General features: G+C 53.9%; 22 protein-coding genes and 1 pseudogene. 11 read left to right on the forward strand and 12 right to left on the reverse strand.

Going from position 1 to position 25687, the window contains the following annotated elements; translation table 11 throughout:
* Window positions 1-6 precede the first annotated feature (6 nt).
* The 4 genes from C3708_RS10375 to C3708_RS10390 are packed head-to-tail and all read right to left on the reverse strand — an operon-like array spanning window position 7 to window position 4234.
* Entirely contained in the window at window positions 7-1293 is a 1287-nt protein-coding gene (locus C3708_RS10375) for an ABC transporter substrate-binding protein (RefSeq protein ID WP_095283229.1), read from the reverse strand.
* Window positions 1294-1308: 15 nt separating this feature from the next.
* A complete protein-coding gene (locus C3708_RS10380) occupies window positions 1309-2436 on the reverse strand; it encodes an ABC transporter ATP-binding protein (RefSeq protein ID WP_103949208.1) in 1128 nt (375 codons plus the stop codon).
* 12 nt (window positions 2437-2448) lie between these two features.
* Window positions 2449-3351, reverse strand: coding sequence for a carbohydrate ABC transporter permease (locus tag C3708_RS10385; protein WP_095283227.1), 903 nt, complete (start codon window positions 3349-3351; stop codon window positions 2449-2451).
* A complete protein-coding gene (locus tag C3708_RS10390) occupies window positions 3344-4234 on the reverse strand; it encodes a carbohydrate ABC transporter permease (RefSeq protein WP_095283226.1) in 891 nt (296 codons plus the stop codon). Before C3708_RS10390 ends, C3708_RS10385 begins: the two co-directional genes overlap by 8 nt.
* Window positions 4235-4782: 548 nt before the next feature.
* Between C3708_RS10390 and wzz(fepE) the strand changes: the two genes are divergently transcribed.
* A complete protein-coding gene (gene wzz(fepE), locus C3708_RS10395) occupies window positions 4783-5913 on the forward strand; it encodes an LPS O-antigen length regulator Wzz(fepE) (protein WP_095283225.1) in 1131 nt (376 codons plus the stop codon).
* 46 nt (window positions 5914-5959) lie between these two features.
* Here wzz(fepE) and C3708_RS10400 read toward each other — a convergent pair whose 3' ends face one another.
* Window positions 5960-6286 carry a cupin domain-containing protein gene (locus C3708_RS10400; RefSeq protein ID WP_095283224.1) on the reverse strand — a complete coding sequence of 109 codons (327 nt, stop codon included), beginning with the start codon at window positions 6284-6286 and terminating at the stop codon, window positions 5960-5962.
* A 134-nt stretch (window positions 6287-6420) separates the two neighbouring features.
* On the opposite strand from C3708_RS10400, the gene C3708_RS10405 reads away from it, so the two are divergent.
* Window positions 6421-7113: an aspartate/glutamate racemase gene (locus C3708_RS10405; RefSeq protein WP_095283223.1), complete on the forward strand. Its 693-nt coding sequence runs from the start codon at window positions 6421-6423 to the stop codon at window positions 7111-7113.
* 4 nt (window positions 7114-7117) lie between these two features.
* Here C3708_RS10405 and C3708_RS10410 read toward each other — a convergent pair whose 3' ends face one another.
* Window positions 7118-8038 carry a LysR family transcriptional regulator gene (locus C3708_RS10410; RefSeq protein WP_095283222.1) on the reverse strand — a complete coding sequence of 307 codons (921 nt, stop codon included), beginning with the start codon at window positions 8036-8038 and terminating at the stop codon, window positions 7118-7120.
* 122 nt (window positions 8039-8160) lie between these two features.
* Here C3708_RS10410 and lysA point away from each other — a divergent pair, with 122 nt between their 5' ends.
* Window positions 8161-9423, forward strand: coding sequence for a diaminopimelate decarboxylase (gene lysA, locus C3708_RS10415; RefSeq protein ID WP_095283221.1), 1263 nt, complete (start codon window positions 8161-8163; stop codon window positions 9421-9423).
* On the opposite strand, the gene C3708_RS10420 is transcribed toward lysA, so the two are convergent.
* Window positions 9415-10431, reverse strand: a complete 1017-nt coding sequence (locus C3708_RS10420; protein WP_095283220.1) for a LacI family DNA-binding transcriptional regulator — start codon at window positions 10429-10431, stop codon at window positions 9415-9417. The genes lysA and C3708_RS10420 overlap by 9 nt on opposite strands.
* A 283-nt stretch (window positions 10432-10714) precedes the next feature.
* Here C3708_RS10420 and C3708_RS10425 point away from each other — a divergent pair, with 283 nt between their 5' ends.
* The 4 genes from C3708_RS10425 (at window position 10715) to C3708_RS10440 (ending at window position 14830) form a co-directional block, all read left to right on the forward strand.
* The gene (locus C3708_RS10425; RefSeq protein ID WP_095283219.1) at window positions 10715-12052 is read left to right on the forward strand and encodes a PTS sugar transporter subunit IIC; all 1338 of its coding nucleotides are present in this window, start codon (window positions 10715-10717) and stop codon (window positions 12050-12052) included.
* A gap of 7 nt (window positions 12053-12059) precedes the next feature.
* Window positions 12060-13487, forward strand: coding sequence for a glycoside hydrolase family 1 protein (locus tag C3708_RS10430; RefSeq protein WP_103949209.1), 1428 nt, complete (start codon window positions 12060-12062; stop codon window positions 13485-13487).
* Between the two features lie 96 nt (window positions 13488-13583).
* Complete coding sequence (locus C3708_RS10435; protein WP_095284369.1) at window positions 13584-14357, forward strand: GntR family transcriptional regulator; 774 nt, start codon at window positions 13584-13586, stop codon at window positions 14355-14357.
* The gene (locus C3708_RS10440; protein WP_103949210.1) at window positions 14354-14830 is read left to right on the forward strand and encodes a GNAT family N-acetyltransferase; all 477 of its coding nucleotides are present in this window, start codon (window positions 14354-14356) and stop codon (window positions 14828-14830) included. Before C3708_RS10435 ends, C3708_RS10440 begins: the two co-directional genes overlap by 4 nt.
* On the opposite strand, the gene galR is transcribed toward C3708_RS10440, so the two are convergent.
* A complete protein-coding gene (galR, locus tag C3708_RS10445) occupies window positions 14791-15807 on the reverse strand; it encodes an HTH-type transcriptional regulator GalR (protein WP_103949211.1) in 1017 nt (338 codons plus the stop codon). The genes C3708_RS10440 and galR overlap by 40 nt on opposite strands.
* Window positions 15808-16432: 625 nt before the next feature.
* Between galR and aas the strand changes: the two genes are divergently transcribed.
* Both aas and lplT read left to right on the forward strand, forming a co-directional pair.
* Complete coding sequence (gene aas / locus C3708_RS10450; protein WP_103949212.1) at window positions 16433-18592, forward strand: bifunctional acyl-ACP--phospholipid O-acyltransferase/long-chain-fatty-acid--ACP ligase; 2160 nt, start codon at window positions 16433-16435, stop codon at window positions 18590-18592.
* Window positions 18585-19778 carry a lysophospholipid transporter LplT gene (lplT, locus tag C3708_RS10455; protein WP_095283214.1) on the forward strand — a complete coding sequence of 398 codons (1194 nt, stop codon included), beginning with the start codon at window positions 18585-18587 and terminating at the stop codon, window positions 19776-19778. The genes aas and lplT overlap by 8 nt, the downstream gene beginning before the upstream one ends.
* Window positions 19779-19879: 101 nt before the next feature.
* Here the strand turns inward: lplT and C3708_RS10460 are convergent, their stop codons facing one another.
* From C3708_RS10460 to C3708_RS23895, 4 genes and pseudogenes are all read right to left on the reverse strand, one after another.
* On the reverse strand, window positions 19880-20920 hold the full coding sequence (locus tag C3708_RS10460) for an NADP(H)-dependent aldo-keto reductase (protein WP_095283213.1): 1041 nt from the start codon (window positions 20918-20920) through the stop codon (window positions 19880-19882).
* Window positions 20921-21052: 132 nt separating this feature from the next.
* Window positions 21053-21271 carry a YgdI/YgdR family lipoprotein gene (locus C3708_RS10465; protein ID WP_095283212.1) on the reverse strand — a complete coding sequence of 73 codons (219 nt, stop codon included), beginning with the start codon at window positions 21269-21271 and terminating at the stop codon, window positions 21053-21055.
* Between the two features lie 122 nt (window positions 21272-21393).
* Entirely contained in the window at window positions 21394-22092 is a 699-nt protein-coding gene (gene mutH / locus C3708_RS10470; RefSeq protein ID WP_095283211.1) for a DNA mismatch repair endonuclease MutH, read from the reverse strand.
* Between the two features lie 152 nt (window positions 22093-22244).
* Window positions 22245-22322: pseudogene (locus tag C3708_RS23895) on the reverse strand (hypothetical protein); the annotation flags it as partial.
* 454 nt (window positions 22323-22776) lie between these two features.
* Here C3708_RS23895 and rppH point away from each other — a divergent pair.
* Both rppH and ptsP read left to right on the forward strand, forming a co-directional pair.
* On the forward strand, window positions 22777-23307 hold the full coding sequence (gene rppH, locus C3708_RS10480) for an RNA pyrophosphohydrolase (RefSeq protein ID WP_095283210.1): 531 nt from the start codon (window positions 22777-22779) through the stop codon (window positions 23305-23307).
* 12 nt (window positions 23308-23319) lie between these two features.
* Window positions 23320-25566: a phosphoenolpyruvate--protein phosphotransferase gene (gene ptsP / locus C3708_RS10485; RefSeq protein WP_095283209.1), complete on the forward strand. Its 2247-nt coding sequence runs from the start codon at window positions 23320-23322 to the stop codon at window positions 25564-25566.
* Window positions 25567-25687 lie beyond the last annotated feature (121 nt).

The following is a 25687-nucleotide window of genomic DNA, read 5'->3' on the forward strand; positions in this document are numbered from 1 at the left end:
CAGGGATTAGCGCATCGCGCGTTTCAGAATACGTTCAGCCTGACGCTGGAAGTCAGTTGCCGTCTCTTCCACGGATTTCTGGCCGTAGTCGATGTATTGCAAAGAGGTGCCGAACTGCGCAACGATCTGTGGATCGTCAAAGTATGGCGACACGGAGAGTTTGGCTGGCAGAGACTGCGCCAGACGCAGGCCAGCAACCGCCGGATCGTTCTCTTTGATGGTGCCGTCTTCCGTCAGGTATTTTACCGCCACTTTGCTCAATGGCACGCCGCGCTCCAGGCCCAACGTATCAACACCTTCTTTGCTGTTCAGCAGGAAGTTAATCACTTTGGCTGCCGCTTCCGGGTTTTTGCTCGATTTACCAATGGAGAGCATCTGCGCCGGTTTAAAGAACAGGCCTGCATCCGTTGCACCTGGCAACATTGGGTAGTTACCCAGCGCCAGTTTTGCTGGTGGCTTCAGGTTGTCGGAATATTTATTGATGGTGGAGTTCCACATGTAAGTGCCGCCCCATTCACCCTGGATCCACGGCTTCATTTCGTACATGTTGCTCTTGCCGAAGGACGCATAGTATTTGGTGTCAGGCATCACGTGGCTATCCACCAGATCTTTGTAAGTCTGGAAGAATTCCACCCACTGCTCTTTGCTGTAGGAGAATTTCTTGGCTTTTTCGTCCACCGCTGGAATGTTGTATTTCTGAATCATGTAAGAATTCAGCAACGCCAGGGTGTCCTGATGTTCCAGAACCACTGGATAATACTGTTTACCCAGTTTGCTCTCGAATGCTTTACCGGCTGCCTTTAACTCATCCCAGGTTTTCGGGTAATCAACGCCCGCTTGTTTCCAGGTCTCGTCGTTAAAATAGAATACGCGCGCGGTAACGGAGATAGGAATACCGTTCAGTTTGCCGTTAACCGTGGTGGACTGAAGCTCTTTCGCATCGAATTGCGACAGATCGATCACATCCTTCATTTTGTTCAGATCGTAGAAGCCGTCGCCGGTTTTCGAGAAAATCGGCAGCCAGTTCCAGTTAGTCTGCATCACGTCAGGCTCAGTGCCGCCTGCAATCTGGGTGGTCAGACGCGACAGGTGGCCGTCCCAGCCGGTGTATTCGGCTTTGACGGTGATGTCCGGATTCTGTTTGTGGAACTCTTCTAACGCTTTCAGTGTGACCTGATGGCGGCCATTACCACCCCACCAGGACATACGTAAATCAACATCTTGCGCCATCGATGGCAAAGCAGTAAGACCCAGGGTAGCGGAGATTGCTGCGCTTAAAAGCACTTTTTTCATTCTTATAAACTCCAGTTAGATTGAGATGTTCAGTTCAGTTTTTGCGTCAAAAATGTGGCACTTATTCATATCAAACTTAAAATACACCTTACGATGAAGGCCTTTATCAATCATGGGCTTAGCTTCATCGGAAGGAATGCGGGCCGTCAGTTCGTAATCTGACACCTTCAGGTACATGAAGAACTCGTGTCCCATATTTTCCACACGTACCAGTTCACCGCTGCAGCTGCCTTCGCCGAATGGCTCATCGGATACCGACACAAATTCAGGGCGAATGCCGTAGAAAGTGTCTTGCGCCTGATGGCCGATCACTTTGTCGTGCAGCGTTTCGCTTAACGGCATGGTTTCATTGCCGATGCTCAGTGCCAGGCGGTCCTGCTGATCGACCAGTTTGGTGGCGCGAATATTCATCTCTGGCGCGCCGATAAAGCCCGCCACGAACATGTTTTTCGGTTTGTGATACAGGTTGTCCGGGGTATCCACCTGCATGATGTGGCCGAGTTTCATCACGCAGATGCGGTCGCCCATAGTCATCGCTTCCGTCTGATCGTGCGTCACGTAGACAGTGGTTGCCGGTTTACCGGATTTTTTCAGCTGCTTATGCAGGTCCGAAATACGGATGCGCATCGAGGCGCGCAGCTTGGCATCAAGGTTAGAGAGCGGTTCGTCGAACAGGAACACGTCGGGCTTTTTCACAATCGCGCGACCGACAGCCACACGCTGAGCCTGACCACCGGAGAGCTGGCGCGGCAGACGGTCGAGCAGCTCATCAAGCTCAAGGATTTTCGCCGCTTCATTTACCTGTGCTTCAATCTGGTCTTTCGGCATCTTGCTCAGCTTCAGGCCGAAGGCCAGGTTTTCACGCACGGTCATGTGCGGGTAGAGCGCATAGTTCTGGAACACCATCGCAATTCCACGCTCTTTTGGCGCGAGATTGTTGACGATCTTCTCGCCGATACGCACTTCGCCGCCGCTGATGGTTTCCAGTCCCGCGAGCATACGCAGGGTGGTGGATTTGGCGCAGCCGGATGGCCCGACGATCACCATGAATTCCCCTTCAGCGATTTTCAGGTCGATAGCATGTACCGCTTTGAAGCCGTTGGAGTAGACCTTTTCCAGTTTGTTGAAAATAACTTCAGCCATGATATTTCCCTCTTAACCTTTAATTCCGCTGCTGGTTACGCCCTGTACGAAGTAGCGCTGTGCCAGGAAGAAGACAATGATGGATGGCAGAATGGAGATGCTCGCCATTGCCAGAATTTCGTTCCACGGTGCACCTTCGGTGACGTCGATGGACATTTTCAGAGCCAGTGCAATCGGGTATTTATCCACGCTGTAGACATAAATCAGCGGCCCGATAAAGTCGTTCATTGACCACATAAACTGGAACAGAGCGACGGAGATAATGGCCGGTTTCAGAATCGGCACCACCACGTACCACAGCACCTGAATCGAGTTACAACCGTCGATCTGCGCGGCTTCTTCCATGTCACGCGGAACACCGCGCAGGAACTGAATCAGCATGAAGACGAAGAACCCCTGAGTAGCAAACGCCAGCGGCAGGTACAGCGGCATATAGCTGTTCAACATGCCCATTTCGCGGAACATCAGGTACTGCGGGATCAGCAGGACTGTGCTCGGCAGCAGCATGGTGGTGATGAGCGTGGCGAACCAGAATTTCTTCCACGGGATCTCGAAGCGAGCAAAGCCGTACGCCACGATGGTGGAGGAGATAATGGTCAGAATCACTTTCGGAATCACATACTTAAAAGTGTTCAGCATGTAATGACCGAAATTGTATTCGGTGCCGGTTTTCCAGCCGTTAATGAAGCCGTCCCAGGTGGCGTGTGCGGGCCACAGGCTCAGGGTGGTGAAGATCTCGTGGTTCGGTTTGAACGACGCCGAGAACATCCACACCAGCGGATAGAGCATCAGCAGGCCAACGAACAGCAGGATCACATAGCGAATGCTGGCGTTGATCTTCTCTTTGCGCAGCGTGCGAGCCACCTCGCGTTCCGCGATGCTTCTCGCCGTGGAGAGTTCCTGAATATCAGCCATTTTTGCCTCCCTTATCGGCGGAGTAGAACACCCAGTATTTCGAAGACTTAAAGGCGATGGCGGCAAAGACCGCGACGACCAGGAACAAGACCCAGGCCAGTGCCGCGCCATAGCCCATATCAAAGTATTTGAAGGCGGTGTCGTAGATGTAGAGCGAGAACAGATAGGTCGAGTAGGTTGGTCCACCGCCCGTTATCACGTACGGTCCGGTAAATTCCTGGAACGCCTGGGTGGTCTGCATAATGAAGTTAAAGAAGATCACCGGCGTAATCAGCGGCACGGTCACTTTCATGAACATCTGCCATTTAGAAGCGCCGTCGATCATCGCTGCTTCATACTGAGACTGCGGTACGTTTTGCAGTGCGGCCAGGAAGATAACCATCGCCGAACCAAACTGCCAGACGCGCAGCAAGGTGACGGACATCAGCGCCAGAGAAGGCTCACCGAGCCAGTTCACCGGGTCCAGGCCGAACACGCCGATAAAGCTGTTCAGCAGGCCGTCAATCGCAAACAGCGCACGCCATAAAACGGCAATGGCGACGGAGCTGCCGAGGATGGAGGGAATGTAATAGGCGGTTCGGAAGAATCCAATGCCGCGTAATTTAAAGTTCAGAACAAACGCAATCCCCAGCGCAAAGGCCAGTTTTAGCGGAATGGTTAAGAATACATACGCAAAGGTGACGCCCATGGATTTCCAGAAGAGGGTATCTTCGGTAAACATGTAGCGGTAATTCTCAATGCCGTTAAAAACCGGCGGACTCATCAGATCGTAATCAGTAAAACTGAGAAAGAACGATGAGACAAAGGGAAACGCGGTAAAGATTATCAACCCGATGATGTAGGGTGATATCCACGCTAGCCCCAGCATTTTGTTTTCATTCATACATACCTACCTGGCAATCAATGGTTTAAAACGGAATCTGCTGGTAATGCTGCTGCCCGCGCCTCTTTTACGAAACGGGGAAGCGTGTGTTTGGTGTGCTTCGCACGACGGCTGCTCCATTTACCTTCTGATTTTTAAGATGTTTTATGGTTGCTCTCAGACGCGTCTGGTTTGAGTTTCAAAAACACACGAACCGTTGTTCTTGATTTGTAAAACATCGTTTTAATTTATTTTATTGCTATTTGTTTCTGCGTCATTCTATTAATGGTGGAAATGTGATCGCTGTCGAAACGCTGTTTCAATAAGGTGAGGTGGCTGGCATTTTTGGCTCAGAGCCGGGGGGCTGGGGAGATGCAGAACGTGAGTACGCCTTCAGGAAGGCTTCTTTGTAGCATGTGGATAATAAGAATCACTAACTACTAAAATTTGTAGCCAATAGTCCGTTTTAAGACATATAGCATTCAGATAATTCTTGTTTTCTTGTATCATTCTCCCGCCTTAACTGCTCCTGACAGGTTTTTACTGCAACATAAAACAGAAGAACGAATATGCCAGCCATGGATCTTAAAAAAAGCACGGAACTGCAATTTCCCCGCTATGCACCCCCGCCAGGTGCCCAGAAAGAGATTGACCTTCTTGGGTTGCTCGAAGTCTTGTTTGCCGCTAGAAAACGCATTGTTGCTATTGTTGTTGCTTTTGCCCTTGCAGGCGTCATTGTGTCGTATCTTCTGCCGCAGAAGTGGACCAGCCAGGCCGTGGTGACTTCCGCCGAGCAAACACAGTGGAGCGACGTCCGGAAAATGCTGGGGGCACTCCAGGTGCTGGACGTGGATATCAGCGTAAAGCGCGACGACGTTTTTAATCTGTTTATCAAAAAGTTTAAGTCTCAGACGCTGCTGGAAGAATACTTGAAGTCATCACCGTACGTGATGGGGCAGCTAAAAGATGCGCAAATTGATGCTCTTGATTTGCACCGCGCGGTGGTTAATATCGCGGACAGAATGAAAGCCACTGACGATAAGGCGCCCAAAAATGCTGAGCAAACTCCCTTCGCGTCGTGGACATTGAGTTTTACTGCTCAAACAGCCGAAGAAGCTCAGATCGTGCTGAAAGGATACATCGATTACATCTCTGCGATTGTTGAAAAAGAGACGATGCTTAACGTGCGTAACTCGCTGGCATTGAAAACGCAGATGGAGAAAGAGCGTCTGGCTCTGGACAAAGTCCGACTGACTAACATTCACAACACGAATCTTCAGCGTCTCAATTATTCGCTGGAAGTGGCGAATGCAGCGGGGATCAAAAAACCGGTCTACAGCAACGGCCAGGCGGTCAAAGATGACCCTGACTATTCCGTTGCACTGGGCGCTGACGGCATCGCGCAGAAGCTGCAGATCGAGAAATCGTTGAAAGATGTGGCCGAGATGAATGCCGATTTTCAGAATCGTGAATATCATCTGGCGCAGTTGCAAAAGCTCTCCGTCGGCGATGTGAGTTTCGAGCCGTTCAAATATCAGCTTTCACCGTCTGTGCCAGTGAAAAAAGATGGGCCGGGCAAATCCCTGATCGTTATTCTGGCTGCACTTTTAGGAGGGATTTTTGCCTGTGGCACTATTCTCCTGCGTGAGGCAATGAAGTCGCGCACGCCGATTTCCGAACCTCTTCTGGCAGCGGATTAATACAGATGAGTCAGGGCGGGTGAAAACTCGCCCTTTTTATTTCAACTCATGACTTCAAAAAATCTTCACGCACCGGCGTAAATGTATCCAACAGCGTACCTGGCTTCAGGCACACGCAGCCGTGCATCACGTGTGGCTCTTTGTAAAGCGTGTCTCCTGCCGTTACTACGTGTTTCTCATCGCCAATCGTAAATTCAAATTCGCCGGACAGGACGTAGGTCAGCTGTTCGTGCGGGTGGTTGTGCATCGGGCCGATCGCGCCCTGTTCAAAGTTAACTTCTACCGCCATCATTTTGCCGTCGTGCGCCAGAATACGACGCGTCACGCCATTGCCCAGATCCTCAAGCCGCGTCTCTTTGTGGAAAATAAACATCGTTGTTCCGTCCTTATAGTGAAACATTGTTTTAATTAATTTATATCACGAAGGGTAAAAAGGAAACGGCAAGCCAAATAACTGGAAACAGGATCACAAGTTTGCTTCACTGGGGGACGAGAAAAGGAGAAAAAATGAAAACGATCGGTCTGCTGGGCGGAATGAGCTGGGAATCCACGATTCCTTATTATCGCCTGATTAATGAAGGCATCAAACAACGTCTCGGCGGCCTGCATTCCGCCAGCCTTTTACTGCATAGCGTGGATTTCCACGAAATCGAGGCCTGCCAGGCCAGCGGTGAATGGGACAAAGCGGGTGAAATTCTGGCGCAGGCGGCGCTGGGGCTGGCGCGAGCGGGGGCGGAAGGTATTCTGCTCTGTACCAACACTATGCACAAAGTGGCGTCACAGATTGAGGAAAGCTGCTCGCTGCCGTTCCTGCACATCGCTGATGCCACCGGGCGAGCGATAACTGCCAGCGGAATGAAACGCGTCGCGCTGCTGGGTACACGCTACACAATGGAGCAAGATTTCTATCGTGGCCGTCTTGAATCGCAGTTCGGTATTGAAAGCCTGACTCCTGATGAAACGGACCGGGCGCGCATCAACCAGATTATCTTTGAAGAACTGTGCCTTGGGACGTTCAGCGATGCCTCGCGCCACTATTATCTCAGCGTGATCGACAAGCTGGCGAAACAGGGCGCGGAAGGGGTGATCTTCGGCTGCACGGAGATTGGCCTGCTGGTTCCGGCCAATGAAAGTGCGCTCCCGGTGTTCGATACCACGGCGATCCATGCCACCGACGCGGTCGAATTTATGCTGTCGTGAGGCGTTAGTTTTCCTGCTCCGGCAAGCGCTGCGCCAGCTGATGAGAATGGGCCACCAGATGTTCCGTAAACGCCTGAACCAGCGCTGAGACCGGGCGATGCAGCGGGCGAATCAGGCTCACGGTGAAAGGGACAGAAATACTGAAGCGGCGGATAACGATCCCGCTACCCGAGTAGTCCAGCGCCGTGAGCGGGTTTACCACCGCAATCCCCACGCCTGCGCGCACCATCGCGCAGATGGACGCCGCGCTGTGGGTCTCGACCACCATCCGGCGTTTCACCTGATGTTCCAGGAACAGCGTATCCAGAAGCTGCCGATAGCTGTCAGTTTGCGACAGGCTAATATAGTTTTCGCCATGAAAATCCGCAGGTGTCAGCACACTTTTACTGGCGAGACGGTGGCCTTCCGGTAAGACGCAGACTTCATCCAGCGACAGCAATTCGGTGCGCTCCGTCCCGGCAGGCGTCGCCAGCGTTTCGGTCAGCCCTAAATCGTGACGCTGCGCCGAGAGCCACTCTTCGAGCAAGGGCGATTCCTGCGGCACAATGGTGAGGTTGACGTCGGGATAGCGGGCGAGAAACGGCTGAATCAGTTGCGGCAGAAGTGACTGCGAAAATACCGGCAGGCAGACAATCGACAGCTCGCCCTGGCGAAATTCCCGCAAACTCTCGGCCGCGCTGACGATGCGATCCAGGCCGTACCACGAGCGCTGAACTTCCTCGAACAACCGCAATCCTTGTACCGTTGGATGCAGTCTTCCGCGCGTGCGCTCAAACAGCGTTAAACCAAGCACTTTCTCAAAGCGGGCCAACTCACGGCTGACCGTCGGCTGTGAGGTGTGAAGCATCTGCGCAGCTTCGGTCAGATTACCGGTAGTCATCACCGCGTGAAAAATCTCGATATGGCGTAGGTTAACGGCGGGCATAGGGCACCTGTTTTTTAACTTCAATCCATATCATTTTTGCATAGACTCTCGATAAAACGATATTTTTTATTCTCTTCGTGCTGTGGCGTAATGTTAAAAAATGACGTCACCCGGAGAAAACCATGCCACGCCCGCTGAACAGCACCGATACCGATTTGAATGCCGAGAACTTACTGCGCTTGCCCGCCGAGTTTGGTTGCCCGGTCTGGGTTTACGACGCGCAGATCGTGCGTGAAAAAATTGCGGCCTTGCATCAGTTTGACGTGGTGCGCTTTGCGCAAAAGGCATGTTCGAATATTCATATTCTGCGCCTGATGCGCGAGCAGGGCGTCAAAGTGGATTCCGTTTCGCTGGGGGAAATCGAACGCGCGCTGGCGGCAGGGTATGACCCGAAGACTGACGGTGACGCGATTGTCTTTACCGCCGATATGATTGATAGCGCGACGCTTTCTCGCGTGCATGAGCTGAAAATTCCGGTGAATGCTGGCTCCGTGGATATGCTGGAACAGCTGGGACAAGTCTCGCCGGGCCATCGCGTGTGGCTGCGCGTGAATCCTGGGTTTGGTCATGGTCATAGCCAGAAAACCAACACCGGCGGTGAAAACAGCAAACACGGCATCTGGTATGCCGATCTGCCTGCGGCTCTTGAAGTTTTACAACGCTACAACCTGACGCTGGTGGGCATTCACATGCACATCGGCTCCGGCGTCGATTATGGCCATCTTGAGCAGGTGTGCGGCGCGATGGTGCGTCAGGTTGTCGAATTCGGTCAGGATCTGGAGGCGATCTCCGCCGGTGGCGGTTTGTCGATTCCGTACCGCCCAGGAGAAGAGGCAATCGACACCGATCACTATTACGGTCTGTGGAGCGCGGCGCGCGATAAAATTGCCGCTCATCTGGGCCATGCGGTCAAACTGGAAATCGAACCGGGACGATTCCTGGTGGCAGAGTCCGGCGTGCTGGTGACGCAGGTGCGTAGCGTGAAAGAGATGGGTAGCCGCCACTTCGTGCTGGTGGACGCCGGATTTAACGATCTGATGCGACCGGCCATGTACGGTAGCTATCACCACATTACCGCGCTGGCGGCGGATGGTCGCGACCTGACGCAGGCTCCGCTGGTTGAAACCGTGGTGGCCGGGCCGCTGTGCGAATCGGGTGATGTGTTTACTCAGCAGGAGGGCGGCAAAGTGGAAACCCGCGCGCTGCCTGACGTTCAACCGGGTGATTATCTGGTGCTGCACGATACGGGCGCTTACGGTGCGTCAATGTCATCGAACTACAATAGCCGTCCGCTGCTGCCAGAAGTGCTGTTTGATAATGGCGTGGCGCGACTGATTCGTCGTCGCCAGACCATTCAGGAACTGCTCGCACTCGAGCTATTTTGAGGTGTAATACGGACCTGTCGTTACCGAATCGCGCAGCATCAGCGTGCCGGTAAATGGCGGGATCGTCTCGATCGGCTGGTGGTTTGCCAGCCGAACTGCCTGATCGATAGCCGTCACGATCATATTGTCGATCGGCAAATAGACGGTGGAGAGGGCGGGCTCCAGCCATTTCGCGCTCGGCGCATCGTCAAAACCAAACAGCGAAATATCCTGCGGAATATGCAGCCCGGCCTGATGCAGCGCTTTGGACGATCCGAGCGCCATATCATCGTTACAGGCAAACAGGGCGGTAAAAGGAACTTTCTCGCGAAGCAGTTCATTGCACAGTTCATAACCCCGCGTCATCCCTGCATCACCATACTTCACCCGTCGATCGTCCCAGGCAATGCCGTGTTTCTCCAGCGCCTGACGATAACCCATCAGGCGTGCTTTGCCCGTTGGCGTATGAATCGGGACCGTAATACAGGCGATCTCCCGATGGCCCTGGCTGACCAGATAATCCACGGCTTTAAACGCGGAGTCCTGCTGTTCGAAGAACACACAGCGGTCACGCGCCAGGCTGACATCACGGTTAATCACCACCAGCGGCATTTTCACACTGTTGATCAGCTTCATGATCGCCTTCTCACTCATATAGCGCGTGTACAGCACGATGGCGTCGCACTGCCTGTCAGCCAGCATTTGCACCGCCTGCTCTTCGCGCTCGGGCGCGTCGTGCCCATCGGTCACAATCAGCTGTTTGCCGTGCGTTTCGGTCTGGCGCGAGGCCTGTTGTAGCAGACGACCGAAGTAAAAACCGTCAAACGTCGACACCACCAGACCAATGCTGTTGCTGGTCTGATTCGCCAGCGATTGCGCGAGAAAATTCGGGCGATAGCCCAGCTCTTCCATCGCGTTAAACACCTGCTGACGCGTACTCTCTTTGACCTGACCTGTGCCATTCAGCACGCGCGACACGGTGGCTTTCGACACGCCCGCGCGTAATGAGACATCCAGCATTGTTGCCATTAGACATTCCTGCATTCACGTAATCGCCCGCAGTTTATCACAGACCCTCAGGCGCATAAGCGAGGCGGGACGCGGAAAATCCCTGTCGGGATCACGGTTCAGCATAAAACGGGGTAAGTGGCATACCAAAGTGGTGAAAAATCATGATTTGGAATACCTCTGGCTGCATTGAGAGTTCAATCACAGAACCTGGAACGACGTGAAGCTATTTTTGGTATGCCAATCGTATCCGGCTGTACACCTTATTCTCGCTATAAAAGCCCCTTTACTGAGGTATGACCTTATGGCATTACAGGAAAAACTGATCGACTCTCTGGGCAGTTTCGCCACCAAATTCAACAGCTATCGCTACATCATGGCGATTAAATCCGCCTTCATTACCTTAATGCCGGTCATCATCGTAGGCGCGTTCTCGGTGTTGATTTCCAACATGGTGCTGGACCCGAAAAACGGTCTCGCCAGCTTTCAATCGCTGTCGTTTCTGGCCGCGCTAAAGCCGATCACCGGCGCGATCAACTACGCCACGCTGAACTTCCTTAACATCGGCGCGGTGTTTTTGATTGGTATTGAGCTAGGGCGAATCAACGGCATCAAATCGCTGTTTCCCGGCCTGCTGGCGGTGATCTGTTTTATCTGCGTCACACCCACCACCGTAGAAATGATGGTCGACGGGCAGATGCACGTGGTGAAAGACGTGCTGCTGCGCCAGTTCTCGGACACCCGCAGCCTGTTCCTCGGCATGTTCATCGCCATTCTGTCCGTTGAGATTTACTGCTGGCTGGAAAACCGCCCTGGGCTGAAAATCAAAATGCCCGATACGGTGCCGCCCAACGTTGCCGCATCGTTCTCGGCGCTGATCCCGGCGATTATTACCACCACCGCCATCGCAACTTTCGGTTTTATCTTCCATCAGCTGACCGGCATGTACCTGTATGACGCGGTTTATCAGGTGGTGCAACAACCGCTGGAGCGCGTGGTGCAGAGCCTGCCGGGTATTCTGCTGCTGATGTTCGTCGCCCAACTTTTCTGGGTGATCGGCATCCACGGTAATCAGATGATCAAACCGATCCGCGAGCCGCTGCTGCTCGGCGCGATCACCGTCAACATGAGCGCCTTCGAGCAGGGGAAGGAGATCCCCAACATCATCACCATGCCGTTCTGGGATGTGTATATGAGCATTGGCGGATCGGGTTTGACGATTGGCCTGCTGATTGCGGTGATGATCGGCACCAAACGTAAAGAGATGCGCGAGATCGCCAAGCTCTCCATCGGGCCGGGGCTGTTCAACATCAACGAGCCGGTGATCTTCGGTATGCCAATCATGCTCAACCCGATTCTGGCGATCCCGTTCATCATCACCCCGCTGGTGACTGGCTCGATTGGTTATTTCGCTACGGTGACCGGTTTTGCCGGAAAAGCGGTAGTGATGGTGCCGTGGACCACGCCGCCGCTGATTAACGCCTGGCTCTCGACGGCGGGCTCGATGGGCGCGGTGATCACCCAGGGGATTTGTATTATTACCGCCATTCTCATTTATCTGCCGTTTGTGAGGATCGCCTCACGTCGCGCGGAACAAGCGGCCCTGCTGGCACAAAGTCAACAGGCGACCAACAACGCGTGAGGACGTTATGAGCACAAAACAGATTACGATACCGCAGGATTTTATTCTGGGTGCTGCCGCATCGGCCTGGCAAACGGAAGGCTGGAGCGGCAAAAAAGAGGGCCAGGATTCGTGGATCGATCTCTGGTACAAAAACGATCGCCACGTCTGGCATAACGGCTATGGCCCGGCGGTGGCGACCGATTTTATCAACCGCTTTCGCGAAGACGTGGCGCTGATGAAACAAGCCGGGCTGACGCATTACCGCACTTCCATCAACTGGTCTCGGTTTTTAATCGATTACGAAAACGTCACCGTCGATGAAGAATACGCGGCTTACTACGACGCGCTGTTCGACGAAATGCACCGTCAGGGCATTGAGCCAATGATCTGCCTGGAACACTACGAGCTGCCGGGCGAGTTACTGGAAACTTACGGCGGCTGGGCCTCAAAGCAGGTGGTCGAACTGTTTGTGCGCTACGCCGAAAAGGTGTTCGCACGCTACCACGGCAAAGTTACGCGCTGGTTCACCTTCAACGAGCCGATTGTGGTGCAAACGCGCGTCTATCTCGACGCCCTGCGCTGGCCGTACGAGCAAAACACCGGCACCTGGATGCAGTGGAACCATCACAAAGTGCTGGCAACGGCGAAAGTGGTGAAGCTGTTCCACGAGAAAGGCTACCGGGGGACGGTGGGCTGCATTCTTAATCCTGAAGTGACCTATCCGCGCTCGAAGGCCCCGCACGATGTGCGTGCTGCCGAGATTTACGATCTGTTCTACAACCGCGTATTCCTTGACCCGCTGGTCCACGGGCGCTATCCGCAAGAGTTGTTTACCTTGCTGGAGCAGCATAATGTTGCGTGGGAATACAGCGCGGAAGAGCTGGCGCTGATTGCCGACAACACCGTCGACGAGCTGGGGATTAACCTTTATTACCCGCATCGCGTAAAAGCCCCGTCGCGGGCCTGGCACCCACAAACGCCTTTCCATCCGGCGTACTACTACGAACCGTTCGAGCTGCCGGGGCGTAAAATGAACGCCTCACGCGGCTGGGAAATCTACCCTAAGATTATTTACGACATGGCGATGCGCATCAAAAATGAGTATCGCAACATCCCGTGGTTTGTGGCGGAGAGTGGGATGGGCGTGGAAAACGAAGGGCAGTTCAGGGGCAACGACGGCGTGATTGCCGACGATTACCGGATCAATTTTATCAGCGAGCACCTTTACTACACGCTGCTGGCACGCGAAGAGGGGGCGAACTGCCACGGCTACATGCTGTGGGCGTTTACCGACAACGTCTCACCGATGAACGCCTTTAAAAATCGTTACGGCTTAATTGAAATCGATTTGGCTGATAACCGCGCTCGCAAAGCAAAAAAATCGGCCACGTGGTTCCGCCAGCTGCGCGATGAACGGACATTGACGCTCACCGTCGATGATGAATGGAAATAGGCTTATAACGAAGCTGAGTCTGGTAAAATAGCCGCAAAACTGGCCGGGAGGATGCCCGGCCCGCGCGTCAACTTAACCGTCAGTACAGGTGAAATCGTGGAGAAGGCCGTCGTTCCGCCAGAGAAAAAACAGTATCAGGAAATTGGCGATGATCTGCGCACGCAAATCATCGAAGGTCACTATCCTGTGGGATCACGTCTACCGCCTGAGCGCAATATTGCCGAGACTTACGGCGTCAGCCGCACCATTGTGCGTGAAGCCTTACTCATGCTGGAGTTGCAGGGCACCGTGGATATTCGCCAGGGGTCCGGCGTGTACGTGATGCGTATCCCGGAAGAGCACGAAAACGAGGAGGAGCGCTTCTTAAACAGCGACGTCGGCCCGTTTGAAATTTTGCAGGCGCGCCAGCTGCTCGAAAGCAACATTGCGGCCTTTGCCGCGAAAATGGCGACCCGCGCGGATATCGACAACCTGCGCCGCATCATCGAGCAGGAACAACGCGCGATTGCCGCTGACGATAACAGCCAGGATAACAACAAGATGTTCCATCTGGTGCTGGCCGGGGCGACGCAAAATCAGATGCTGCTGGCGACCGTTGAGAGCGTCTGGCATCACATGGACAGCAGCCCGCTGTGGCAGCAATTTAACGTTCATATCGCCAGCCGGGCGTATCGCCTGAAATGGCTCGGCGATCGTCAGACCATTCTGGCAGCCCTGCGTCGCCGTGACGTGATGGGCGCGTGGCAGGCTATGTTCCAGCACCTGGAAAACGTCAAAAAAAGTCTGCTGGAATTGTCCGACGAAGATGCGCCCGATTTCGACGGCTATCTTTTTGAATCGGTTCCTCTCTTTCAGGGGAAACTGGTGTGAAAATCCTTCCGCTTTATACCGTTCCCCATCACGCTGAGCGCGTCATCGACTGGCTGTGGCAAGAGTTTGGCGACGGATTACCGCGTGAGTTTTTTGCCAGCGTCATCGAGCACAGCCAAAAACCGGACGCGTTGCCGCTGACGTTTGTGGCGGTCGACGGCGAACAGCTGCGAGGAACTGTGGGATTATGGCGCTGTGATTTGATAACGCGTCAGGATCTGTTCCCGTGGCTGGCCGCGCTCTACGTAGACGTTGCCGCGCGCGGAAAAGGTCTGGCCGGGCAATTGCAGGAACATGTGATGGCGTACGCCGCGAAAGCCGGATATTCCGAGCTACATCTCTGGTCCGCCTGCCGCGACTTTTACGAACGCTATGGCTGGCAGTACATCGGCGATGCGCTGGAATACCCGAATAAAACCGTCCATCTGTATCGCTATTCGCTGACCGACTCCGCAGGTGTCACTACCGAGTGACGGCGGACCAGCGTTGGGCTGAACAGATGAGTGATATCCGGCGGTGGACGTTTGTCGGCGAGCGCTAGCGCCAGTTCGGCAGCCTGCGTCGCCATTGTTACGATAGGATATCGCACGGTGGTCAGGCGCGGGCGCACGTAGCGAGCCACCAGTACATCATCAAAGCCAATCAATGAAATTTCGGCCGGTACGTCGATGCCATTATCGTTAAGCACACCCATTGCACCAGCGGCCATCGAGTCGTTATAACAAGCCACGGCAGTAAAATTACGTCCACGTCCTAGTAATTCCGTCATCGCTTGCTCGCCGCCGCTCTCGTCCGGCTCACCGTACGTCACCAGACGATCGTTGCACGGCAGGCCGCTTTCACGCAGGGCGTCGTAATAGCCGCGCAGCCTGTCTTCGGCGTCGGAAATCTGATGGTTTGAACACAGGTAGCCAATGCGCGTATGGCCCTGCTGAATCAGATGTCGCGTGGCAAGCCAGGCACCGTAGCGATCGTCAAGGGCCACACAGCGTTTTTCATAGCCAGGAATTATGCGGTTAATCAACACCATGCCGGGGATTTGCTTCATCAGATGCAGCAGTTCTTCATCGGGCAGCACTTTTGCGTGAACCACCAGCGCCGCACAGCGATGACGGATCAGCTGTTCAATGGCCTGACGCTCTTTTTGTTCGTTGTGGTAGCCATTGCCAATCAGCAAAAAATTACCGGTCTGGTACGCCACCTGTTCTACTGCTTTTACCATCGCCCCGAAAAAGGGGTCAGAAACGTCGCCGACCACTAACCCGACGGTTTCAGTCGATTGTTGCGCCAGTGCGCGCGCGTTGGCGTTGGGATGATAGTTCAGAGTTTCCATTGCACTCTGCACGGCCTGACGGGAAGCGTCGCTGGCTTTCGGTGAATTGTTAATGACGCGAGAAACGGTCGCTACAGAAACACCAGACAGACGGGCCACATCCTTAATTGTCGCCATTTAATACCTTCTTTTAGGGGTAAGCGGTTACACACACAACAGTGTTGCGGAAAAGCGAGGCGTGTTCAAGGGCAGCCGCCGAAAGCCCTTCGCAAACGTGACGCAGAACATGGGAAATCAGTGTAATCGTTACACGAAGAAGCGTGTCAGAATAATGTCAAATTGAACCTTTAGTTACACTTTGCGGCAGGCTGTTGCGATTGTCCGCTGGTGGAGAATGTGAACAGATTGCTACAGTCGAGATCCCAGAGGTATTGATAGGTGAAATCAGCTCCGGTTGATTAACACGAATTACACCAACCTGCGTCCATACGCAGGTTTTTTTTGTCTGTAACTTCAATCTGTAACAGCAATCGAGAATATTCACACCTGGTTGCACTTAGGCTCAATCGCTTGCGTTTTCCCACTGGCGAAGCGGGTAGCCAGCAGCCACAATCAAGATCCCAGAGGTATTGATTGGTGAGAATTCTTAGTACGGTTTCGTACTCATCTCTTGCACCAGCCTGCGCGGATGCGCAGGTTTTTTTTCGCCTGAAATACGCTATCACTCCTCCCGCCTGCACTTCTCGTGTAATCTGCCACAATTTAGCGTAACCCTAAAAATTAACAGGCAAAGGGAGTTGAAATGCTATTCGGGTTCTTCCGCACCTTGTTTCGTATCTTCTTTCGCGTCCGCCTGACCGGTGACACTCAGTCACTGAACGGCGAGCGTGTGCTCATTACCCCAAACCATGTTTCCTTTATCGACGGCGTTTTACTGGCGCTTTTCCTGCCGGGTCGCCCGGTATTTGCGGTCTACAGCTCGATTAGCCAGAAGTGGTTTATGCGAGTCCTTGCGCCGCTGATTGATTTTGTTCCGCTCGATCCTACCAAACCGATGATGATCAAACATCTGGTGCGCCTGATTGAGCAGGGGCGTCCGGTCGTTATTTTCCCTGAAGGACGTCTCACCGTGACCGGCTCGCTGATGAAAATCTACGACGGCGCGGGTTTTGTCGCGGCAAAATCCAAAGCTACTGTGGTGCCGCTACGCATCGAAGGCGCAGAGCTGACGTATTTCAGCCGCCTCAAAGGACTGGTGAAACAACGCCTGTTCCCGCAAATCACGCTACATATTTTGCCGCCGACAACGCTGCCGATGCCTGAAGCACCGCGTGCGCGGGATCGCCGTAAAATGGCGGGTGAAATGCTCCATCAAATCATGATGGAAGCGCGTATGGCCGTGCGCCCACGCGAAACCTTATATGAAGCGTTGCTCTCTGCGCAGGATCGTTTTGGCGCGAAGAAAAACTGCGTCGAAGACATCAACTTTATCCCGGACACCTACCGCAAGCTGCTGACCAAGACGCTGTTTGTTGGCCGTATTCTGGAAAAATATAGCCAGCAGGGGGAAAAAATTGGTCTGATGTTACCTAACGCAGGGATCAGCGCGGCGGTAATTTTCGGGGCCGTTTCGCGCGGGCGAATCCCGGCGATGATGAACTACACGGCGGGCGTCAAAGGGCTGACCAGTGCGATAACGGCGGCTGAGATCAAAACGATTTTCACCTCGCGCAAGTTCCTCGATAAGGGCAAGCTCTGGCATCTGCCAGAACAGCTCAAGCAGGTGCGTTGGGTATTCCTGGAAGATCTGAAAGCTGACGTCACCCTCGCCGATAAGCTGTGGATTTTTGCCCATCTGCTGGCGCCGTATCTGGCGCAGGTGAAACAACAGCCGGAAGATGCGGCCATTATTTTGTTCACCTCGGGCTCTGAAGGCCATCCGAAGGGCGTTGTCCATTCTCATAAAAGCATTCTGGCAAACGTCGAGCAGATCAAAACCATTGCGGACTTCACCGCTAACGACCGCTTTATGTCGGCGCTGCCGCTTTTCCACTCTTTCGGCCTGACGGTCGGACTGTTCACGCCGCTGTTTACGGGCGCGGAAGTGTTCCTTTATCCCAGCCCGCTGCACTATCGCATCGTGCCGGAGCTGGTCTATGACCGCAACTGTACGGTGCTTTTCGGGACGTCAACCTTCCTTGGCAACTACGCGCGCTTCGCTAATTCCTATGATTTCTTCCGCGTGCGTTACGTGGTGGCGGGGGCGGAAAAACTGCAGGATAGCACCCGACAAATCTGGCAAGACAAATTTGGTCTGCGCATTCTTGAGGGCTACGGCGTAACGGAGTGTGCGCCTGTGGTGTCGATTAACGTACCGATGGCCGCGAAGCCCAATACGGTCGGGCGCATTTTGCCGGGGATGGATGCACGCCTGCTGGCGGTGCCGGGTATTGAAGACGGCGGTCGTTTACAGCTCAAAGGGCCGAACGTGATGAACGGCTATCTGCGGGTGGAAAAACCCGGCGTGCTCGAAGCACCGACGGCGGAGAATGCGCAGGGCGAAGTGGAAACTGGCTGGTATGACACCGGCGATATCGTGCGTTTTGATGAGCAGGGCTTTGTACAAATCAAAGGGCGAGCTAAACGCTTTGCCAAAATTGCCGGGGAGATGGTTTCGCTGGAAATGGTGGAACAGCTGGCGACGGCGGTCTCGGCTGACAAAATGCATGCCACGGCGATCAAGAGTGATGCCAGCAAAGGTGAAGCGCTGGTGCTCTTTACCACCGACAGCGATCTCAAACGCGAACACCTTCTGCACTATGCTCGTGAGCATGGCATTCCAGAGTTGGCCGTGCCGCGCGATATTCGTTATCTGAAACAGTTGCCGGTGCTGGGCAGCGGTAAACCCGATTTTGTCGCGCTGAAAGGCATGGTTGATGAGGCGGAACAGCATAATGCGTGAGTCAGTACACACTAACACTTCCCTGTGGTCGAAGGGCATGATGGCGGTGACCAGCGCCCAGTTCCTGTCGGCGTTTGGTGATAACGCGTTGCTGTTTGCCACGCTGGCGCTGCTGAAAGCCGAGTTCTACCCGGACTGGAGTCAGCCGATCCTGCAAATGGTGTTTGTGGGCGCTTACATCATTTTCGCGCCGTTTGTTGGGCAGGTGGCGGACAGTTTCCCGAAAGGTCGGGTGATGATGTTTGCCAACAGCCTCAAACTGCTGGGCGCGGCGAGTATCTGTTTTGGCTTTAACCCGTTTATTGGCTACACACTGGTGGGGATCGGCGCGGCAGCTTATTCCCCGGCGAAGTACGGGATTCTGGGCGAGCTGACCACTGGCGACAAGCTGGTGAAAGCCAACGGTCTGATGGAATCCTCGACCATTGCGGCGATTCTCTTAGGTTCCGTTGCGGGCGGCGTGTTGGCAGACTGGCATGTGCTGGCAGCGCTCGGCGTGTGCGCGCTGGTGTACGCGGGCGCGGTGGTGGCAAACCTGTTTATCCCTACGCTGCCAGTGGCTCGTCCGGGGCAATCCTGGCGCTTTACGCCTATGACGGCCAGCTTCTTCAATGCCTGCCGCGTGCTGTGGCGTAACGGCGAAACGCGTTTCTCGCTGATGGGGACCAGCATGTTCTGGGGGGCTGGCGTGACGCTGCGCTTCCTGCTGGTGCTGTGGGTGCCAACGGCGCTGGGAATTACCGATAATGCTACGCCAACGTATCTGAATGCGATGGTGGCTGTGGGTATTGTGGTCGGGGCGGGTGCGGCGGCGAAGCTGGTCACGCTTGAAACCGTCGCGCGCTGTATGCCCGCAGGCATTTTGATAGGCGTCGGCGTGCTGTTCTTCTCCCTGCAACATGCGCTGCTACCGGCTTACGTGCTGCTGATCCTGATTGGTATGCTGGGTGGTTTCTTCGTCGTGCCGTTGAACGCCCTTCTGCAGGAGCGTGGCAAACAGACAGTGGGCGCGGGTAACGCGATTGCGGTGCAGAATCTCGGTGAAAACACCGCCATGTTGCTCATGCTGGGGCTTTACTCGCTGGCGGTCAAAGCGGGGCTGCCGGTGGTGGGTATTGGCGTGGGATTCGGTACGCTGTTTGCGCTGGCGATTGCCGGGCTATGGCTCTGGCAGCGTCGCCGGTAACGAATTGCCGGGTGGTGGCTTTGCCTTACCCGGCCTACAAAATCAAAACATTCACGCATCGTAGGCCCGGTAAGCGTAGCGCCACCGGGCATGACTGCGTATTACGGTGCCGGATAGGTATAAACCTGATGCACCGCTTCAATCTCCGCTAACACCTCTTCGCTTAACTCCAGATGGAAGCTTTCAACGTTGGTCTTCAACTGCTCCATTGTCGTCGCGCCCAGAAGAGTGCTGGCTACGAAAGGTTGACGACGCACAAAGGCTAATGCCATCTGCGCAGGGTCCAGGCCGTGACGTTTTGCAATATCGACATATGCCGCGACGGCTTTCTGCGTCTGCTCGCCGCTGTAACGGGTAAAGCGGCTAAACAGCGTATTACGCGCACCCGCCGGTTTAGCACCGTTGAGGTATTTGCCAGTCAGCGTGCCAAAGCCCAGGCAGGAATAAGCCAGCAGCTCGACACCTTCATACTGAGTGACTTCGGCCAGGCCAACTTCATAGCTGCGGTTAACCAGGCTGTAGGGGTTTTGAATGGTCACAATGCGCGGCAGATCGTGTTTATCTGCCAGATGCAAATAGCGCATCACGCCAAATGCCGTTTCGTTTGAGACGCCAATGTAGCGAATTTTACCGGCGCGCTGGCATTCGGTCAGGGCTTCCAGCGTTTCAAGCAGCGTCACCACTGGCGCGCTGTCGCTCCAGGTATAGCCAAGCTTGCCAAAGCAGTTAGTCGGGCGCTGCGGCCAGTGAACCTGGTATAAATCGAGATAATCAGTTTGTAGACGCTGCAGGCTGGCATCCAGTGCGGCACGAATATTTTTGCGATCCAGAATCTGATTCGGGCGAATGCCCGCGTCGTTATTACGCGACGGGCCGCTGACTTTCGATGCCAAAACGAGTTTTTCGCGGTTGCCGCTTTTTGCCAGCCAGTTACCAACGTAGGTTTCGGTCAGGCCCTGAGTTTCCGGGCGCGGTGGCACGGGATACATTTCTGCCACGTCAATCAGGTTGATTCCCTGGCTGATGGCGTAATCAAGTTGCGCATGGGCATCGGCTTCGCTGTTTTGTTCACCGAATGTCATCGTGCCTAACCCCAGTTGGCTTATCTCCAGAGTGCTGTGGGGGATACGGTGATAATGCATAGCCGGTTTCCTTTACTGTAAAAAATGGAGGCGTCAGGAACTTCCCGACAAAGGAATATAAACATGGCAGAGGGGAAGCAAAAGGGGAAGAGAAAAATCAAAAAGGCCAGTAAGCGACTGACCTTTATCTGTTTATCTTTCGATAATTTGCGAAACTTCGTCGCGATTAATTTGCATTTTATTACCCTGCTGATCGCTGTAGCTGACCAGTCCGGTATCGTCATCGACTTCGGGTTTGCCGTCAGTCAGTATCATTCGACCATCTTTTGTCGCCATGACGTAATCGCTACTACAACCTGAAACAGCAAACGCTAAACCGACCGCTGAGATTATCACTGCCCATTTTTTCATCGTTATCATCCTCACCTGGCTCGTATCACATCATAGTGTAGTAATAACCCGAGAATTCGTTAGGGGGAAGCAGTAAAATCTTAAATAGCAGTGGATTATGTTTGATTCAGTTCAAACTTCGCCTAAAAAGAGGTTTTCAGCAAAAAGTGGCGAGCCAGCAATGCGCCGGTAAAGTTCTTTTTCAAATAAAAGCCGCGTGGCAGTGTAAGGATGGGTTCGCCATGCGCGCCGATCGCCTCCGTCAGCGCCTTGCTGTTGGCCGCTTTTGGGCGTAACTGCATCACTTCGCCGTGGCGTGCAGTAATGCGCTCCACTTGCCCAAGCACGATCATATCCATTAATTCCTCCCAGTCCTGCGAAAGCTGCCGTTCTTCCTCTTCGTCAGGGCTCCATAGCAGCGGTGAACCTACACGACGTTCTGCAAGAGGAATGCTTCTTTCGCCTTCAATCGGCACCCATAAAACGCGCTTGAGTTTGTGCCGCACGTGGCTCGTTTCCCAGGTTACGCCGGTATTACCGGTTAATGGGGCGACGCAAACAAAAGTGGTTTCCAGCGGTTTACCCTGGCCATCAATGGGAATGGTCTTTAGCTCAACGCCCAGCGCGGCAAAATCCTGCTCGGGTTTACTGCCTGCACTCGCGCCCAGCCAGCGTTCCAGAAGTACGCCGATCCAGCCCTTATCCCGTTTAAGATCCTTCGGTATGGGCAAGCCAGCCATCGCGGCCAGTTCTCCGAGTGAATACCCCGCGACGCACTGCGCCTGCTGCAACAATTGCTCTTCAGTCGCGGGTGGAGAGGTGAGAGGGACCAGCGAAAGCATAAATATAAGCCTTTGATTAAAAAATGAACTGTAAAAACAGACCTTGTGGATAGAGTTTAACTATTTCTGCGCCGTTATGGCAGGTCAATGATTTATAGAGTTTTTTAGGACGAATCTGCGCATGTCTGAGAACAGGTAAATAAGGTTGTTCAAAACTGGTCACTGACAATGAACAGGATCTTACACCATGTTATCCACAGAAAAGTGGGATAACTGGGAATAACCCCCACTACTGTTTCGATTTACAGCCTTGACGCGCGGCGAAAATCGAATTTTCACACAATTTGTGTCTAAGTTATTGGCACAATCTGTGGATAAAACCGACGCTGCTCGATCTTTCATCAGTGTCAGGATCTCTTGTGTGATGATCATCACGTTATGGAACGCAATGCACAATAATTGGCGTCTAATGCAATGAAATATAACATGTTGTCGCTATTCTATTTTGGGTGGCAATTATCAGCCAGAAATGTTGTCCAGCGGTAATTCCATACTTCTTCACAAGGATATCCACAGAAAAAGTGAATAAAATGGCCTTCCGGCGAGGTCGTCTGTTTATAACTTGAGTGAAAATTGTGAGTTATTCAAATGTTATTCGTTCACAGGCCTGCAAGAGAGTGGTTTACCGCCTCTCAGGAGTATGAAACAATCGATCATATATAAGGTTTAGTTTGAGGTAGTCCGGTGATTGATGACGATGGCTACCGCCCGAACGTAGGTATCGTAATTTGTAATCGTCAGGGCCAGGTTATGTGGGCAAGACGGTATGGTCAGCACTCCTGGCAATTCCCGCAAGGCGGGATCAATCCTGGAGAGTCCCCAGAACAAGCGATGTATCGGGAGCTGTTCGAAGAAGTCGGCTTAAGCCGAAAAGATGTTCGCATCCTGGCTTCGACCCGCAACTGGTTGCGTTACAAGTTACCGAAACGTTTGGTGCGTTGGGACACAAAGCCGGTTTGTATCGGCCAGAAACAGAAATGGTTTCTTCTGCAGTTGGTGAGCAACGATTCGGAAATCAATATGCAAACCAGCAGTACGCCAGAGTTCGATGGCTGGCGCTGGGTGAGCTACTGGTATCCCGTTCGTCAGGTCGTGTCGTTTAAGCGCGATGTTTACCGCAGGGTGATGAAAGAATTTGCAAGTGTGGTGATTGCGTTTCAGGAGGCCCCTCCTAAACCGCAAAGCACACCTGCCTGGCGACGTAAAAGAGGTTAAGCAACGCAAATCATGCTCACCCGCTTGCGAGAAATAGTCGAAAAGGTTGCCAGTGCTCCGCGCCTCAATGAGGCGCTGGATATTCTGGTAACCGACATCTGTCTTGCGATGGAAACCGAAGTTTGTTCGGTGTATTTGGCCGACCACGATCGACGCTGTTATTACCTGATGGCGACCCGTGGGTTAAAAAAACCGCGTGGCCGCACCGTTGCGCTCGCGTTTGACGAAGGGATCGTAGGCCTCGTTGGACGGCTTGCGGAACCTATCAACCTTGCCGATGCGCAAAAACACCCCAGCTTTAAATACATCCCGTCCGTTAAAGAAGAGCGTTTCCGCGCGTTTCTGGGGGTGCCGATCATTCAGCGCCGTCAGCTTCTTGGTGTGCTGGTGGTTCAGCAGCGCGAACTGCGTCAGTTCGATGAAAGCGAAGAGTCGTTCCTCGTCACGCTGGCCACGCAAATGGCGGCAATCCTTTCCCAGTCTCAGCTAGCGGCGCTGTTCGGTCAGTATCGTCAGACGCGTATCCGTGCGTTGCCTGCGTCGCCGGGTGTCGCTATCGCCGAAGGCTGGATGGACGCCACGCTGCCGCTCATGGAGCAGGTTTACGAAGCCTCCACGCTGGATGCAGCCCTTGAACGCGAACGTTTAACCAGCGCGCTGGAAGAGGCGTCGAATGAGTTCCGCCGTTACAGCAAGCGTTTTGCTGCCGGTGCGCAGAAAGAGACGGCGGCGATTTTTGATCTGTATTCGCATCTGCTCTCTGATGCCCGCTTACGTCGCGAGCTCTTTGCCGAAGTGGACAAAGGTTCGGTGGCTGAATGGGCCGTCAAAAAGGTTATCGAACGCTTTGCCGAGCAGTTTGCCGCCCTGACTGATGGTTATCTGAAGGAACGCGCGGGCGATCTGCGCAGCCTGGGCCAGCGTCTGCTGTTCCATCTCGACGATACCATTCAGGGCGAAAATGCCTGGCCAAAACGCTTTGTATTGGTCGCCGATGAACTGTCGGCCACCACACTTGCTGAACTGCCGCATGACCGACTGGCGGGCGTGGTGGTACGCGACGGTGCGGCCAACTCTCACGCGGCCATTATGGTACGTGCGCTGGGTATTCCTACCGTCATGGGGGCCGATATTCAGCCTTCAGTCCTGCAACGACGCACCCTGGTGGTGGATGGTTATCGCGGCGAGTTGCTGGTCGATCCCGAACCGGTACTTCTGCAGGAATATCAGCGGTTAATTAGCGAAGAAAACGAACTCAGCCGTCTTGCTGAAGATGACGTAGACCTGCCTGCGCAGCTGAAAAGCGGCGAGCGAGTTAAGGTGATGCTCAACGCGGGCCTGAGCCCGGCGCACGAAGAGAAACTCGGTAGCCGCATCGACGGTATTGGTTTGTACCGCACTGAAATTCCTTTTATGTTGCAAAGCGGCTTCCCTTCCGAGGAGGAGCAGGTGGCGCAGTATCAGGGGATGCTGCAGATGTTTAACGACAAACCCGTCACCTTGCGCACACTGGATGTCGGTGCGGATAAACAGCTGCCGTACATGCCGATCAGCGAAGAAAACCCATGTCTGGGCTGGCGCGGGATCCGCATTACGCTCGATCAGCCGGAGATTTTTCTGGTACAGGTGCGCGCTATGCTGCGCGCGAATGCAGCCACGGGCAATCTCAGTATTCTCCTGCCGATGGTCACCAGCCTCGACGAAATCGACGAAGCGCGTCGACTCATCGAACGTGCTGGCCGTGAAGTGGAAGAAATGATTGGTTATGCGATCCCAAAACCGCGTCTGGGCGTGATGCTCGAAGTCCCTTCGATGGTCTTTATGCTGCCACAGCTGGCAACCCGCGTGGACTTCATCTCTGTCGGTACCAACGACCTGACGCAGTACATTCTGGCGGTTGATCGCAACAACACGCGTGTGGCGAGTATTTACGATAGTCTCCATCCGGGCATGCTACGTGCGCTGGCGATGATTGCACGTGACGCAGAACTGTATGGAATCGATCTGCGGCTGTGCGGCGAAATGGCCGGGGACTCCATGTGTGTAGCAATCCTGATTGGTCTTGGCTTCCGCCATTTGTCGATGAATGGCCGCTCGGTGGCGCGCGTGAAATACCTGCTGCGTCATATCGAAATTGAAGATGCACAGGAGCTGGCAAAACGCAGCCTTGAGGCACAGTTGGCGACGGAAGTCCGTCATCAGGTTGCCGCGTTTATGGAACGTCGCGGTATGGGCGGTTTAATCCGTGGTGGCCGCTAGGTTTTGCCCCATTCCATATACGAATCTTTTACAAGTGAGGCGCAACCTCCGCGCCTGCCTTGTGCTATGATTCGCAACTTTGGAGCGTTGGTTAACCCTGCGCGCGTCTCTTTTTCGCTGT

The sequence above is a fragment of the Lelliottia sp. 7254-16 genome (assembly GCF_002922995.1).
GTDB classification, from domain to species: Bacteria; Pseudomonadota; Gammaproteobacteria; order Enterobacterales; family Enterobacteriaceae; genus Enterobacter; species Enterobacter jeotgali.